This is a genomic window from Glycomyces sp. NRRL B-16210 (assembly GCF_000719515.1).
Lineage (GTDB): Bacteria > Actinomycetota > Actinomycetes > Mycobacteriales > Micromonosporaceae > Glycomyces.
Window position 1 is genome coordinate 152,098 of sequence record NZ_JOGR01000001.1, and the last position, 15,029, is coordinate 167,126.

Genomic DNA, 15,029 nt, shown 5'->3' on the forward strand with positions numbered 1-15,029 from the left:
GCCACAGCCCGGCCTGTCATGGATCGCGGCCCTGCCCCGTTCAGAGGGCAAGCGAACAGACAGGAGCGAGCCCATGAAGCACCGCATCATCGTCCTCGGGGCCGGCTACGCCGGGGCCTCGGCCGCCGGATTCCTCGCCCGCCACCTCCACCGCGACGACTTCGCGATCACGGTCGTCAACGCCGAACCCGACTTCGTCGAGCGCATCAGGCTCCACCAGGTCGCCGCCGGGCACGACCTGCCCCGGCACGGCCTCGATGAGATGTTCGCCGGGACCGGCGTCGAGCTGCGCCTGGCGCGCGTCACCGCCGTCGACGCCGACCACCGGACCGTGACCGTCGAAGACGACTCCGGCACCGACCGCCTGGGCTACGACACGCTGCTCTACACGCTCGGCAGCACCACCGCCGACCACGGCGTCCCCGGCGTCGCCGAGCACGCCTTCCACGTGGCCGCGCGACCGGCCGCGCTGCGACTGCGCGAACGCCTCGACGAGCTGGACGGCCACGGCTCGGTGCTCGTCGTCGGCGGCAACCTGACCGGCATCGAGGCCGCCACCGAGATCGCCGAGGCCCACCCCGGACTCCGGGTCGCCCTCGCCACGAGCGACGAACTCGGCGGCTGGCTCGGCCCGAAGTCCCGCCGCCACCTCTTCGCCGCCTTCGACCGGCTCGGCATCGACGTCCACGAGCGCACCGCGATCGAACGCGTCGAGGCCACCGGCGCGGTCGCCGCGGGCGGTGCGGTCTTCGCGGCCGACGCGACGGTGTGGGCGGCCGGGTTCGCCGTCCACCCCATCGCCGCCGCCAGCGGCCTCGCGGTCGCCGGCAACGGCCAGATCAGCGTCGACCGCTACATGCGGTCGGTCTCGCACCCGGAGGTCTACGCCGCCGGCGACAGCGTCCACGCCGTCGGCGAGAACGGCCGGCCGCTGCCGATGTCCTGCGCCTCGGCCGGATTCACGCGGATGCAGGCGACCGCCGCGATCGTCGGCGACCTCACCGGCCACAGGACGCCCAAGACCGCCCTGACCTACTTCGGCAACTGCATCAGCCTCGGCGGCCGGGACGGGATCTTCCAGGCGGTCGACGGCGACGCCCGCTCGAAGTCCTGGGCACTGCGCGGCCGCGGCGCCTCGCGGTTCAAGAACTTCGTCTACCGCGGCACCATCTGGAACATGGCGCACCCGACGTACGGGCTGCCGACCCGCCGACGCCGCCTCGCCGCGTCCGAACGCCGCAGGGCCGCGGCCCCCGCCTAGAGTCGGACCATGGACGCCGCCACCGTGGAGCGCTTCGAGGCCAACCGGGACCGGTTGGCCTCGCTCGCGTACCGCCTGCTCGGCTCGGCCGCCGACGCCGAGGACGCGGTGCAGGACGCGTTCCTGCGCTGGCAGAGCGCCGACCGCGAGCGCATCGAGGTCCCCGAGGCGTGGCTGACGAAGGTCGTCACGAACCTCGCGCTCGACCGGCTCCGGTCGGCGCGGGCGCGGCGCGAGCGGGCGGTCGGCGAATGGCTGCCCGAACCGCTCCTCGACGGCGACCCGATGCTCGGCCCCGCCGACACCTTCGAGCAGCGCGAGTCGGTCACGCTGGCCGTGCTCATGCTCATGGAGCGCCTCCCGCCGGTCGAGCGGGCCGTCTACGTCCTGCGGGAAGCCTTCTCGCACAGCCACGCGGAGATCGCCGAGATCCTCGACATCTCCGAATCCGCGAGCCAGCAGCACGCCCACCGCGCCCGCCGCCGCGTCGCGGCCGAACGGGTCTCCGGCGAGATCGACCGGGCCGCCGCGCGAGCAGTCGTGGAGGCCTTCGTCGAGGCCGCCGCCTCGGGCGACACCGGGCGGCTTGTGGCGCTGCTGACCGAGGACGCGACCGCGGTCACCGACGGCGCGGGCCTGAGCGGCCGGCTCCTGCGCGAGACCGACCCCGAGCGGATCGCCGCCATCCTGCGCGCGGGCTTCAAGCCGACCGAGACGAAGCGGCGCATCGCCGGGGGCTCCCCGGGCATCCACGCGGGCCTCGTCAACGGCTCGCCCGCTCTGATCGCCGCGATCGGGGACAGGGTCGTCGGCATCGTGGTCTTCGCCGTCCGCGAGGGCCGGATCGCCAACGTGCACGGCACGGCCGGGCAGGACCGCCTCGGGCGCCTCACCGAGCAGTGGCGGCGCACCGACCACGAGGACCCGATCCTCGCCTCGTGGTGACGGCCGCACCGGGCGGGTGACCGCCGATACCGCGTACGCTGGTTCGGGGGATTCGGTGGGAGCAAAGAACCAGAGACGGCGCAAGGCGCGGGCGTGCAGGCGCGTGCGCGCAGCGACCGTACCGCCGCCCGACCTGCACGCGTTGCCGCTGGACGCCCGCGCCCGCCACGCCGTGCTCGGCGCCCTCCAGGAGACCGACTGCGACTGCGGCGGATGCGAACCGCCCGACTGGGTCGACACCGCCTCCGGCCTCGAAGGGCTCTCGGGGGAACCCGATTGGCCCGCGGCGCTCGCCCGGGCCTTCACGCAGTTCGGCGACGACGCGATCGACCACGCCTGGCGGCGCGGCTGGATGCCGCAGGAGGCCGTGGGCGCCCTGCGCCGCTCCCGCAGTACCGAGGCCGTGCGCGCCGGGGCGATCCTCATGCGCGGCCAACTCGCCCGCTACCCCGAGACGCACCTGAGCGACCGCTGGATCGCCCAGCGCGAGGCGCTGGCCGAACTCGCCCCGTTCGCGGGCCTCGCCGCGGCTTCGGCGGGCCTGGGCCGGTGGGACCGGATCGTGCTGTGGGCCGCGGCGCTCGAAGCGCTCGACGAGCTCGACGGCTTCCCCGACATCCCCAAGGTCGAGCCGCTTCCCGGGAGCCCGGTGCTCGTGCACGGGTTCACCGGCTCGGAATCCTCCAAAGTGTACGAACGGATCCGGGCGCTGCTGGCGAAGGCCGAGTCGACCGACTCCGACGCCGAGGCCGAGGCGTTCACCGCGAAGGCGCAGCAGTTGATCGCGCGCCACAGCATCAACGAGGCGCTCTTGTCGCGGTCGGAGTCCGGCGGGCGCGAACCGGAGGCGATCCGGGTCCTCATCGAGCGACCGTACGAGTCGTCCAAATCGGAGCTGCTCGCGCAGATCGCCCACGCCAACCACTGCAAGTCCGTCCACTGGCCCGAAGGCGGCTTCACCACCCTCATCGGCGACCGCGGGGACCTGCGATCCGTTGAGCTGCTGTACAACTCGCTCCTCGTCCAGGCCACCGCCGCGATGACGCGTGCCGGCTCGCGCACCGACGCCTCGGGCCGCCCGCGGACGCGCTCGTTCCGCCAGTCCTTCCTGGCCTCGTTCGCGTTCCGCATCGGCGAGCGCCTGCGCGAATCGGCCGACGACACGGCCCGCGAGATGACCGAGGAGACCGGCACGGACCTCGTGCCGGTGATGCGCGAGCGGGACGAGCAGGTCGCGGCGAGAACGAAGGCGCTCTTCCCGCGCCTGAAAACCGGTCGCTCCCTGCGGATCTCGGACTACGAGGGCCACGTGGCGGGCCGGGCCGCGGCCGACGCCGCCCGCCTGACCCCGGGCGAACCGATCACCCGCCGCTGACCTGAACGGGCTCAGCGGAAGTCGTTCTCCTTCAACTCGATCACCCAGGCCCGGCGCTCGGCGATCTTGCCTCCGCGCATGACGAAGACCTCGGCCATGGACATGCGCATGACCTCGCCGTTGTCGCGGGTGGCGCTGCCGGTCAGCTCGGCCATGACCGTGTCGCCCTGCTCGACCATGCGCACGACTTCGAGCCGGGGCGGGCCGATGAACCCGGGCCCGTCGATGGCCGCGTCGTAGGCCGCCTTGCCGGTGAGGTGGAAGGCGCCGTAGACGGTCCACTCGATGTCGTCGGTCAGGCACGACAGGATCTGCTCGTGATCGCCCTTGCGGAACCCGTCGAGATAGGTCTCGACGGTCTCGGTGTTCGCCGACATGGCGCCCCTTCCAGGTTGCGGTCGGCTCCAACGTATCGGGAGCCGCCGACACCGCGCCGGAAATCCGCGCGCCCGGCCGAGGGCGCGGCGGTCGTCCCGGGACGACGCCGCACCCTTCGAGGGGCTCAGTCCCGCAGGAGGGGGAGGAGTTGGTCGCCTTGGCGTTCGATCTCCTGGAGGTACGGGGTGTCGGAGAGGACGAAGTGGCTCAGGCCGAGCGCCTCGTACTTGCGCAGCGACTTCGCCACGTCCTCGGCCGAGCCGACCAGCCAGGTGGTGCCCGCGCCGCCCCCGCCGAACTTGCCCGGCGTCGTGTAGAGGTTGTCGTCGAGCACCTCGCCGCGCTCGGCCAGGTCGAGCAGCCGCTGCTGCCCGACCGCGGTCTTGCGCTTGAAGTCGCGCCAGCTCTGGCCCTTCGACTCGGCCATCTGCTGGACCTTCGCCTCGGCGTCGGCCCAGGCCTGCTCGGTCGTGTCGCGCACGAGCGTGGTGATCCGCAGCCCGAACTCGAGCGGGGCGTGCTCGCGGCCGAGCTTGTCGCTGAGGTTGCGCAGGCGCTCGATGCGCTCGCGGATACCGTCGAGCGGCTCACCCCAGAACAGCTGCACGTCGGCCTCGGCGGCGGCCACCTTCTCGGCGGCCTCGGAGGCGCCGCCGAAGTACAGGCGCGGGTGGCGCCGCTCGCCGTCCACCACGGTGCGCGGCGAGACGGTGGAGTCGGTGACCTGGAAGTGCTCGCCCTGGTACGTCACGTGCTCCTCGGTCCAGAGCTTGCGCACGATCTGGATGAACTCCTTGGTGCGCGCGTACCGCTGGGCCTGGTCGCCTTCGCTGTCGCCGTAGGCGGCGAGGTTGTCCTGGCCCGAGACGATGTTGACCAGGACGCGCCCCTTGGTGAGGTGGTCGAGGGTCGCCGCGGCCGAGGCGAAGTTCGCCGGGCGCCAGTAGCCGGGCCGGATCGCGATGAGCGGCTTGAACGTCGTGGTCTGCGCTGCCAGAGCGGTCGCGACGGTGAAGGTGTCGGGCCGGCTCCAGCCGGTGCCGATGAGGGCGCCGCCCCAGCCGTGCTCTTCGAGGGCTTTGGCGTGGGACGTCAGGGTTTCGAGGCTGTTGTGCCCTTCGACGGTGTCGTCGCCGCGGTGGCCGGGCCTGACCTGGTTGGGGATGTACCAGAGGTATTCGGAGCTCATGAGCGGGGTCTCCCTGTCGGTGCGGTCGTGTCGTCGCGGTGTGCGAGGCATTGATTCTCTATTTATCCTATCGCTATGATAGAGATTGTGCGAGGACTGTTTCCCCGCCCTCCGCGGCCGGCCCCGGCCGTGGCAGGTTGACCCCGACGGTCGCGCCCCAACGACCGCGGACCGCACTACTGAAAGGCGTACCCCATGGCACACGGTGCTTTCGAGAAGACCTACGCGGCGGCCGAGGACCGGTACGAGCGCCTCCCGTACCGCCGCGCGGGGCGCTCGGGCCTCGACCTGCCCTCGCTCTCGCTCGGCCTGTGGCAGAAGTTCGGCACCGACCACCCGCCCCAGACCCAGCGCGACATCATCCTGCACGCCTTCGACCTGGGCATCACCCACTTCGACAACGCCGACCGCTACGGCCCCCCGCACCGAGGCGCCCAGCAGGGCTTCGGGACCGTCCTCGCCAAGGACCTCGCCCCGTACCGCGACGAGATCGTCCTGTCCACCAAGGCCGGCAACCCCATTGGCCCCAGCCCCTACCTCAAGGGCGGCTCGCGCAAGTCGCTGCTGAACTCCCTCGACCACAGCCTGCGCGACCTCGGCACCGACTACGTCGACGTCTTCTACCACCACCGGCCCGACCCCACGGTCCCGATCGAGGAGACCGTCGGCGCGCTCGCCAGTGCCGTCCAGCAGGGCAAGGCCCTCTATGTCGGCGTCTCCAACTACACGCCCGAGCAGGCCCACGAGGCCGCCGAGCTGCTGCGCGCCGCGGGCGTGCCGCTCCTGGTCCACCAGCCGCGCTACTCGATCTTCGACCGCACCCCCGAACTGAACGGCCTGCTCGACCTGGCCGCGAAGGACGGGTTCGGCCTGGTCGTCTACTCCCCGCTGGCGCAAGGGCTCCTGACCGACAAGTATCTGACGGACATCCCGGCCGGGGCGCGGGCGGAGAACAGCGCGTTCCTCAAGCCCGAGCAGATCGACGACGTGTACCGCAAGCGGGCCTCGGCGCTCAACGACCTCGCGGCCGAGCGCGGCCAGTCGCTCGCCCAGCTTGCGCTGCAATGGGTCCTGCGCCGCCCCGAGGTCACCTCGGCGCTCGTGGGGGCCTCTTCTACTTGGCAGCTCGACCACAACGTCAAGGCCCTCGACTTCCCGGCGCTCACCGACGACGAGCTGGCCGTGATCGACGAGCACGGCGTCGACGGCACCGGACTGGGGCGCTGACATGACCGACCAGCTCGACAAGACCCTTTCGGCCGCAGCCCGTTACGGGGACCCGGACGCGGCCCTGGAGGTGGCCAACGAGGTCCTTCGCGTGCAGTTGGCGCACCGCTCGGTGCGCCTGTTCGGGCCGCGCGAGGTGACCGAGGCCGAACTCGAGGCGCTCGTGACGGCCGCGCAGTCGGCGCCGACCTCCTCCAACCTCCAGCCGTGGAGCGTTGTGGCCGTGCGGGACCCCGAGCGCAAGGCCCGCCTGGCCGAGCTCGCGCGCAGCCAGAAGTTCATCGACCAGGCGCCGCTGTTCCTGGTGTGGGTCGCCGATCTCGACCGGGCCCGGCGCCTGGCCGAGCGCGAGGGGACCGGCGTGGACGCCGTGGACTACCTGGAGACCACGGCGATCGGGTTCATCGACACGGCGCTGGCGGCGCAGAACGCGGTGGTCGCGGCGGAGTCGCTGGGCCTGGGCACGGTGTTCGTCGGCGCGATCCGCAACCGGCCCTTGGAGGTCGCCGAGGAGTTGGGGCTGCCGCCGCACGCGGTGGCGGTGTTCGGGCTGGCCGTGGGCGAGCCCGATCCGGCCGAGCAGGCGGACGTCAAGCCGCGGCTGCCGCGCGAGGCGGTGCTCCACCGGGAGGTGTACGACGCGGCGGCCTCTGACGCGCACCTGCCGGTGTACGACGAGCGCCTCGCGGCCTACAACAGGCGCTTCGGCCTGCCGGGGACCTGGAGCGATCGGGTCCTGGCGAGGCTGAAGGGCCCGGAGTCGATGGGCGGGCGCCACCTGCTGCGGGAGGTCTTGGAGAAGTTGGGCCTGCCCTCGCGCTGAGACCGCGCCGGACGCCCGCGGTTTCGCGGCCCCGGCGCGCGTCGCGACGTTCCCGAACGGGCCCGGGCGGACCGGCATCGCCGGTCTCGCCCGGGCCCGTTCGTGCCGCCCGAATACCGTGCGCCCGGTACTAAACGGTGTCATTTCAGCATCGGGTGACGCTCGGAACACTGTCGCGCACTTGGGACTCACTGGGCCCGGTCGCACCGTCCGTGCCAGTCCGTGTCAGGATTCGCTGGCGAGCCCTCTGCGCCCCCTTCGAAAGGACCCGGATCCCGTGCGACGCGTATCCCGAATGGTCGGCCCCGTCAACGCGATGATGCAGTCTTCGGCCAATCGCCAGCGAAGGGACGTCGACGCGGCGTTCGACAAGCTGGTGCGCCAGGCCGAGGAGGCCTCGGGCGGCACCGCCGAGGGCGACGAGGCGTTCTTGGAGGAGTACCGGTTCCTGATCCGCGAGGCCGCCGCCGTCCCCAGCATGTCGGGCGTGGGCTGGCTGGGCACGACCAGCGACCTGCGCGGGCGCATGACCAACCGCTTCCGGGTGCGCCGGCTGCTGGCCGAGCACCCCGAGATCGCGCAGGAGCCGATCGAGGCGCCGATCATCGTGACGGGCCTGCCGCGCACGGCGACCACGTTGGCGCACAAGATCCTCGCCCGCCACGAGGGCAACCGGGCGCCGCTGATGTGGGAGCTCCAGGCGACCGACCGAGCGGACATGGACGAGGCGGACCGCAAGCGCCGCATCAAGGTCGCCAAGCAGTCCGCGGCCTTCGGCCACAAGTTCTCCCCGGCGCTGCCGCAGATCCACGCGATGGAGCCGGAGTCCCCTGAGGAGTGCGTGTTCGCCCTTCCCCACGGCCGCAACTGGCTCGTGTGCTCCCGGATGCCCGGCTACCGCCGCTGGCTGGAGCAGCGCGACTTCCTGCCCGACTTCATGTACTACAAGCGGGTCCTCCAGGTGCTCCAGTCCGGCGGGCCGCGCAAGCGCTGGGTCCTCAAGTCCCCCTATCACCTCGAGCACCTGGAGACGCTGCTCAAGGTCTTCCCCGACGCGAAGATCATGTGGACGCACCGCGACCCCAACACCGTCATGGGCTCCTGGTGCTCGCTCATGGAGACCGGTGTGGCGCTGTGCAACCGCACGTACGACCCGCACGACATCGGCCGGGACTGGCTGGAGATGCTCTCCGAGATGATCCGCGTCGGCCGCGACTCGCGCTCGAAGCTCGCGCGCGACCGCGTCGTCGACGTCTCCTACCACCAGTTGACGGCGAACCCGTACGAGGAGATGCCGGGCGTCTTCGCGAAGCTGGGCATGGAGTGGAAGGGCGCCGACGAGGACAACCTGCGCGCGGCCATGGAGCGCCCGTGGATGAAGCGCGGCCACGAGTACAGCCTCGGCCACTACGGTCTCGACCCCGACCAGATCGACCGGGCCTTCGGCGACTACGCCCGCATGGTCCACAACATGCGCTGAACCCGACCCCCGGCTACATCGTGTTGACGATGAGGCCGATGTGCGTGAAGTAGTTCATCGCGCCGAACAGCAGGAACGCGAGCCCGGCGAGGAACCAGCAGACCTGCGTGACCTTGAAGGCCGCGGTGCGCCCGGCCTTGAGCGCGAACGGGAAGAGCACGCCGCCGACGCCCACGAGCGCGTACAGGCCGGAGATGAACACGGCCTCGACCATCGGGTAGTCGGCGAACGCGCCGGAGATCGGTTCCTCCGGGGGAGCGGCGAACAGCTCGTAGCCCACGCCCGCGCATGCGATCGCGATGGACGCCAGGCCCATGCCGAGCACGAACACCGACACCGGGCCGGCCGTCGCGGCGACCGATGCGATCCGGTCGGGCGCCTCCTCCAGGCGCTCGGCGCGGCGCCACAGGTAGAACGCGGCGAACAGCAGTAGCACCCCGAACGCCAGGCTCGGCTCGCCGAAGATGACGTTGTCGAACGGGAACCCGCCCGCGGCCAGCGGCCAGGTGAGCGTCATGTGGAGGCCGGTGAGGGTGAGGATCGTGCCGAGGACGCCGAACGCCATGGACCAGCCCTCGGCGTTGAGCGCGCGGCCGGGGTCGGCCAGGCGCCGGGCGAAGCCGACCACGAGGAGCAGGCCCGCGCCGGCGGCGACCGACATGATCGTGTTGTACGTCGGCATCTGGGCCCAGTCGATCTTCAGGCCCGCCGCGATGGGCGTTGCGAGATCCATGGCCGGATCGTAAGCCCGAGATGACCGGAACTTCCGGAAACCGAGGAATCACCGCTTGAGACGCGGTCGTGCGCTCCCTACCAGCGCCACCAGAGGAAACGGCGCTCGTGGCGGACGGTGATGCGCGACCAGAGGGTCTCGCCGGTGAGGTGGAAGCGGGGCCCGCCGGCCGCCTGCTGGCACCGGTTGTCGACCCGGCCACCCTTGAGGCGCACGCCGTCGTCGACCGCGGAGGCGTTGCGGGGGAGGATCAGCGTGAACCGCGAGTGGTGGAGTGTCAGGTCGATCTCGATGTCGCCCGCGGAGAACTCGGCGTGGCGGCAGTCGAGCGTGATCGGGCTGAACTTGGGCTTGACCGTGATGCGCCGCGGCACGGTCCAGGCGCCTTCGCGCTTGATGCGGCTGTGCTCGGGGTCCAGGACGAGGTCGGGGACGCTCGCGCCGGTCTTGGCGCGCACGGGGACGGGCAGGGCGCGGTCCTCCTCGGGGAGGTCGGCGAGGAGCCGCTCGACGTCGGCGTACGTCTTGGCCCCGTAGACCCGCCGGGACCGCTCGGCGAACTCGTCGAGGTCGAGGCGGCCCTCCTCAGCGGCGTTGTGGAGCTTGCCGATGAGCGCTTCGCGCTGGGCGTTGGAGAGGCGGATGTTCGGATCGGGCGCGGACATGCGGTTCACCTTCTGCTCGGACCATGTTCGAAGATACCGGTTCCTGACGCTTCTCTGCGCGGCGCGCCGGGCGCCCGTGTCTCGGACCGCAGCGGGTCCGCCGGTGGGCCTTCACGCTGACGTGCCTTGCCTTCCGGGCACATTTGCGCCCGAGTCGGGAACCGAGGGAGCCTCGGGCGCGTCTCAGACACATGTGGAGATACAGCATCATCGCCGCCGCGCTCCTCGCCTTGAGCGCCTGCGGGCAGCAGGCGGACGAGAGCGCCGACGCCGAGGACCCGCCGTCCATGCCCGAGGTGATCTTCACCGTCTCCGAACGCGGCGAGGACGACGCGATCGTGATGGAGGCGATCGTGAACATCGCCCCGGACGGCACCTGGGAGCGCACCGGCACCGAGCCCGGCTCGGGGGCCTTGACCGATGAGGAGGTCGCGCGGATCGGGGAGTTGGTGGAGGAACCGGACTTCCCCGAGGACCCGGAGAACGAGAGGGTCTGCACGACGGCGATCCCGGCGTACTCCTGGTCCCTGGTGGCCGGCGATGAGTGGCTGACCAACGGGAACGGCGGATGCGTGTTCAGCGACTCGGGGGCCGAGATCGTGGCGATCATCCAGGAGGCGGCCGACGTGGGGCCCACCCTGGAGTGACCCGCCGCTACGAGACCGTGTTGATGACGGCGGCGGTGGTGGCCGCGGTGATGGCGGCATTGGTCGCCAGGATCGCGTTCTTGACCGCTTCGGCGGCCCAGACGCCTTCGGAGACGGTCTTGACGCGCTTGGCGATCTCGCGCGCGGGGACGCCGGGGAACTTGAGGACGAGGGGCATCTGGCCGCTGGCGTCGAGGAGCGCGATGATCGCGCCGGTGCGTGGATCGGGCTCGGCGCCGTCCACGAGGATGGCGCGGATCCGTTCGCGCAGTTCGGCTTCGTGACGGGTGTCCTCGGCGGGCCAGGTGGTGGAGCGGAAGAGGCCGAGGACCTTCTTGGTGTTGCGGCGCACGAGGCCGCGTTCGACGAGGCGGTCGGTGACCTTGGTGCGGAGGCTCGGGCCGAGCATGAGGATGAAGGTCTGCGCGGTGCGCGGCTTCTTGGCGACGACGGTGAAGGCGTCGGCGAGGATCGGGTCGGTGGGAGGGATGCTGCCGACGGATTGGATGGTCGAGCTGCCGAAGGCGGACTTCTTGGGCTCGACGCGGACGCGCCCGGTGAGCGCGAGCTCGAGGAGCACGGCGCCGCCGAGGGTGTAGTAGAGGGTGCCCTCCCCGGCGATGTGCCCTTTTTCGTCATCGAGCAGAAGCAGCAGCAGGTCTTCCACAACAAGCGTCTCCATCGCCCGACTCTATGCGAATTCCACCGAATCCGCTGACCACGGCGCTGGCATGAGGACAAGGCAGTCGCTGAATCGCAACCATGCCACGGCACTTTCGCCGGAAGCCTTCCGCTGGTGCAACGCCTGTGCGGTCACGGAGGGCCATACCTTCTCGAAGACCGAGAGAGCACCTCCACATGCGTGGAGAGCAGCTCAACCAGCTCGTCGACTCCTCCGGGGCGCACGGAACACCTCCACGTGCGTGGAGAGCAGAGCTCGCGGCTGACCTGGATCATGGTGCCGTACGGAACACCTCCACGTGCGTGGAGCGCAGAGCAGGCACGGCACCCCTAGTCCGTCCGCGGACGGAACACCTCCACGTGCGTGGAGCGCAGGCTTTCTGAACTGCAACTTTACAAGGCCGATTGTTCGTTTTGAGCGTCGGGGCGAGGCGTGAGCAGCTTCATTGAGCACGGCGATCCACCTGAGCCAGAACGCAGTTCCATTGGCGACATGGTCGTTTGGCCCCCAGCCTGTGGGTTCTGGAACCTACACAAAACCATGCGTCGAGCAACGGTCCATTTTCGGACGTTGTGATTGTCAGCGTGTGCTGAGAAGATCCGATTTGGCACATGTCACTTCTGGTTTCTGGAGGTTCCGGTTGAGCTTCAATCTAGTTGAGTTGCTGCTCTGGGGAAAGTCGCGCGGCTTGGGCACCGAAGACCAGCGGCCGAGGACCTATCCATTGATCTGTCATCTGCTGGACGCCGCCGCGTTCGCAGGGCGCGTCTGGGACGAATACCTGTCCCAGCACCTTCAAGAATGGCTGGCCGACCAGTTGGACCTGTCGCTTGAGGAGACTCGGTCCTGGGCCATGCTCTTGGCCGGACTTCACGACATCGGCAAGGCCTGTCCGGGCTTCCAGTTCCGCGACGACGAAGGGCTCGCCGCACCTGAGGGATTCCCCAGAGACGGTGACTTCTGCAATCACGCCGCGGCCGGCCAGTTGTGGTTGGGTGCCGCTTTGAAGGAGAAGTTCGGTTGGCCGGAGGATACGGCCGAGGCAGTGGCCGAGGTGGTCGGCGGACATCACGGCATTTTCACCACACTGCAACCAGGCGAGTATTCCAAGGAAAAGGTCCGAGAAAAAGGCCTCGGAGGAGGGCCGTGGGGCAGTCAACGCACCGCGATTGCCGCAGCGGTCCAGGACTTGGTGGGCGTGCCGAATAAACCGGCCGACTTCTGCCCTGACGCGCAAATGGTCATGTGCGCGGTCGTGGTACTCGCGGACTGGCTGGCAAGTCGAACCGGATTCGTCCGCTCCCGTATGACCCACGTTCCGCCGCAAGGCGATCCGCAGTCTCTAGAACGATTCCTCGCCGGCTCGATCGCCGCCACCGAAGGCGAGTTGGCCCGGTCCGGTCTGGTTCGCCTCAAGGTTCGTGAGGCCGAGTTCGCCGAGGAGTTCGGATTCCAGCCCAACCGATTGCAAGCGAGCCTGTTGGAAAACCTTCCGCAGGCGGTATCAGGTTCCGGCATGTTGATCGTCACCGAGCAGATGGGGCTCGGGAAGACCGAAGCGGCGCTGTACGCCGCTCGGATCCTGGGGGCGGCGACCGGCACGGCGGGCATGGCGTTCCTACTGCCGACCATGGCGACCTCCAACGCGATGGAGTCCAGGCTGGTCGAGTACGTCGAGCGGAACGCCGTCGATGCGGCACCGGTGAACCTGGTGCACTCCATGGCTTGGCTTCGGCGACTCCGTTCCGAAACGGAATCCCCCGAAGCGGAAGTCAGCGACGACGCACGGGAGTTGGCCGAGGTGACCGAATGGTTGCGCGGCGGCAAGAAGGCCGCGTTCGCGCCGGTATGCGTCGGCACGATCGACCAAGCCCTGTTGAGCGTGCTGCCGTTGAAGTACAACGCGTTTCGAATGCTCGCCTTCGCGAACAAGACGATCGTCATCGACGAGGTTCATGCCTTCGACGAGTTCGTGCGGGTCCTCCTCTGCGGATTCCTGTCCTGGTGCGGGCACCTGGGCGTCCCGGTGGTGCTGATGTCGGCCACGCTTCCCGAATCGATAGCCCGCGAGCTGGCCAAGGCCTATCTCGGCCGGGACCCCGGTGCCAAGGCCGCGCCCTCATATCCCGGTTGGGTCTTCCTTGAACGCGACCGCCACGAGCCGGTCCGCGAATCGATCTCCGTCGCTGAGAGTGAAGAGCGGTCGCTCCGAATCGACCTGCGTGAATGCGAGACGGTCGACGAGGCATTGCAGCGCGGTCCCACTCTCGCCAGAGAACTCGAGGCGCTGTGCACCGGGAGCGGATGCGCTGCCGTGGTGTGCACGACCGTGAAGGAGGCCCAGCAGACCTACATCCAAGTCGCGCAATGGATCGCGCGCGAGGGATACGACGTCGAGATGGTGCTGCTGCACTCGAACATGCCGATGTGGCAGCGGGAAACGATCACCGACTACGTGGTCCGGGGATTCGGCCGGGGTGAGAACGCCGACCGTTCAGGGCGGACCATCATCATCAGCACTCAGGTGCTGGAGCAGTCGGTGGACATCGACATGGACCTGATCATCAGTGACCTCGCACCGATGGAACTGCTCTTGCAGCGCGCCGGTCGCGGGCACCGCCATCCCGAGAACGACGCGCGGCGACCCGCCTGGGCAGAGCATCCCAGGTTGGTCGTGCTCGTGCCGGAAGGCGGAGAGGACCCGGTGGTGCCGAAGCGGTGGTCGTACGTCTACCCGCTCGCCTCACTCATCCGGACCCAACGTCTCCTATTGCGCCGGAACGGAGGCGCTGTGCGTCTCCCCGGAGAGGTGCAGGGCCTGATCGATGAGCTCTACACGGATTCGTCGCTCATCGCCGGGCATGAGCAGGCCGAGAGGGAAAGCCTGGCCGAGGCGATGGTGCGCCACGGTGAGGCCGAGCGCTGGCGTGTGCCGAAGCCGAGGGACCTGGGGTCGGTGGGCGAGTTCTCGGGCCAAGACAGGCTCGTCGAGGAGCACGTCTCGACCCGCTTCGACGCCGACTCCGTAAGGGCTCTACCGCTGTTCGATCGTGGAGGAGACCTATGCCTGGACCCGGAGGGGACTGTTCCGCTGCCGCAACCGACTGCCGACTCAGGGCGGATGCGCTGGAGTACGACGGACGTCGCGGCGATCATCGAACGCACCGTGCCCGTCCGCAGAAGCCTGCTCGTTCATAGCCGCGGGGAAGTCGCCGTCAAGCCGCGTCCGGAGTGGAAGGACCACTTCCAGCTCAAGTTTGTGGTGCCGCTGGTACATCGAGTCGACAGCGACGGGCGTGTCGAAGCTTCGAGAGTGGCGGGAAGGGGATTCCTCCTTGATAGCGTGCTTGGGCTGGAGATTTCCTGATCGAGAACGTCCCAGTAACCACCTTGTCCAAGATGATCCGATACGAAGTAGGAAGCATGGAGAGGACAGAGTCTCGTGGCAAAACACCGCAAACGGCGTTGTGAAGGCGGCTCTGGGCGGTGGGAGAAGTACATCGCCGTCGGCTCTCTCAGCGCGCTGGTGGCCACCTGGATCACGCTTCGACTGATTTGAAGGGATGGCAGGCGTTTGCGCGCCTGCCATCCGACACTTCCACTTCAGTGGAATAAGCCTGACAA

At 69.5% G+C, this 15,029-nt stretch carries 13 protein-coding genes and 1 CRISPR repeat array; of the genes, 8 read left to right on the forward strand and 5 right to left on the reverse strand.

Going from position 1 to position 15,029, the window contains the following annotated elements:
- Positions 1–73 precede the first annotated feature (73 nt).
- The 3 genes from IF12_RS0100680 (at position 74) to IF12_RS0100690 (ending at position 3,581) form a co-directional block, all read left to right on the forward strand.
- Entirely contained in the window at positions 74–1,261 is a 1,188-nt protein-coding gene (locus IF12_RS0100680) for an NAD(P)/FAD-dependent oxidoreductase (protein WP_030144344.1), read from the forward strand.
- A gap of 9 nt (positions 1,262–1,270) precedes the next feature.
- Positions 1,271–2,206: a sigma-70 family RNA polymerase sigma factor gene (locus IF12_RS0100685; RefSeq protein ID WP_030144345.1), complete on the forward strand. Its 936-nt coding sequence runs from the start codon at positions 1,271–1,273 to the stop codon at positions 2,204–2,206.
- Between the two features lie 103 nt (positions 2,207–2,309).
- Positions 2,310–3,581, forward strand: a complete 1,272-nt coding sequence (locus tag IF12_RS0100690; protein ID WP_051703798.1) for a DUF2786 domain-containing protein — start codon at positions 2,310–2,312, stop codon at positions 3,579–3,581.
- An 11-nt stretch (positions 3,582–3,592) separates the two neighbouring features.
- On the opposite strand, the gene IF12_RS0100695 is transcribed toward IF12_RS0100690, so the two are convergent.
- Positions 3,593–3,958, reverse strand: a complete 366-nt coding sequence (locus IF12_RS0100695) for a nuclear transport factor 2 family protein (RefSeq protein ID WP_030144347.1) — start codon at positions 3,956–3,958, stop codon at positions 3,593–3,595.
- Between the two features lie 125 nt (positions 3,959–4,083).
- Complete coding sequence (locus IF12_RS0100700; protein WP_030144348.1) at positions 4,084–5,148, reverse strand: LLM class flavin-dependent oxidoreductase; 1,065 nt, start codon at positions 5,146–5,148, stop codon at positions 4,084–4,086.
- 195 nt (positions 5,149–5,343) lie between these two features.
- Here IF12_RS0100700 and IF12_RS0100705 point away from each other — a divergent pair, with 195 nt between their 5' ends.
- The 3 genes from IF12_RS0100705 (at position 5,344) to IF12_RS0100715 (ending at position 8,678) form a co-directional block, all read left to right on the forward strand.
- A complete protein-coding gene (locus IF12_RS0100705; RefSeq protein ID WP_030144349.1) occupies positions 5,344–6,375 on the forward strand; it encodes an aldo/keto reductase in 1,032 nt (343 codons plus the stop codon).
- A gap of 1 nt (position 6,376) precedes the next feature.
- Positions 6,377–7,198: an NADPH-dependent oxidoreductase gene (locus IF12_RS0100710; RefSeq protein WP_030144350.1), complete on the forward strand. Its 822-nt coding sequence runs from the start codon at positions 6,377–6,379 to the stop codon at positions 7,196–7,198.
- Between the two features lie 277 nt (positions 7,199–7,475).
- Positions 7,476–8,678, forward strand: a complete 1,203-nt coding sequence (locus IF12_RS0100715; RefSeq protein ID WP_133884127.1) for a sulfotransferase — start codon at positions 7,476–7,478, stop codon at positions 8,676–8,678.
- Between the two features lie 13 nt (positions 8,679–8,691).
- Here the strand turns inward: IF12_RS0100715 and IF12_RS0100720 are convergent, their stop codons facing one another.
- The gene (locus tag IF12_RS0100720) at positions 8,692–9,411 is read right to left on the reverse strand and encodes a DUF981 family protein (protein ID WP_030144352.1); all 720 of its coding nucleotides are present in this window, start codon (positions 9,409–9,411) and stop codon (positions 8,692–8,694) included.
- A gap of 77 nt (positions 9,412–9,488) precedes the next feature.
- Positions 9,489–10,076, reverse strand: a complete 588-nt coding sequence (locus tag IF12_RS23590; RefSeq protein WP_133884128.1) for a DUF1707 domain-containing protein — start codon at positions 10,074–10,076, stop codon at positions 9,489–9,491.
- 191 nt (positions 10,077–10,267) lie between these two features.
- Here IF12_RS23590 and IF12_RS0100730 point away from each other — a divergent pair, with 191 nt between their 5' ends.
- The gene (locus IF12_RS0100730) at positions 10,268–10,723 is read left to right on the forward strand and encodes a hypothetical protein (protein ID WP_030144354.1); all 456 of its coding nucleotides are present in this window, start codon (positions 10,268–10,270) and stop codon (positions 10,721–10,723) included.
- Between the two features lie 7 nt (positions 10,724–10,730).
- Here the strand turns inward: IF12_RS0100730 and IF12_RS0100735 are convergent, their stop codons facing one another.
- Entirely contained in the window at positions 10,731–11,405 is a 675-nt protein-coding gene (locus IF12_RS0100735; RefSeq protein ID WP_030144355.1) for a GPP34 family phosphoprotein, read from the reverse strand.
- Between the two features lie 161 nt (positions 11,406–11,566).
- Positions 11,567–11,781: direct repeats of the CRISPR family, unit length 25 nt; unit sequence ACGGAACACCTCCACGTGCGTGGAG.
- Between the two features lie 264 nt (positions 11,782–12,045).
- Between IF12_RS0100735 and IF12_RS0100740 the strand changes: the two genes are divergently transcribed.
- Positions 12,046–14,772, forward strand: coding sequence for a CRISPR-associated helicase/endonuclease Cas3 (locus IF12_RS0100740; protein WP_030144356.1), 2,727 nt, complete (start codon positions 12,046–12,048; stop codon positions 14,770–14,772).
- Positions 14,773–15,029: the final 257 nt, after the last annotated feature.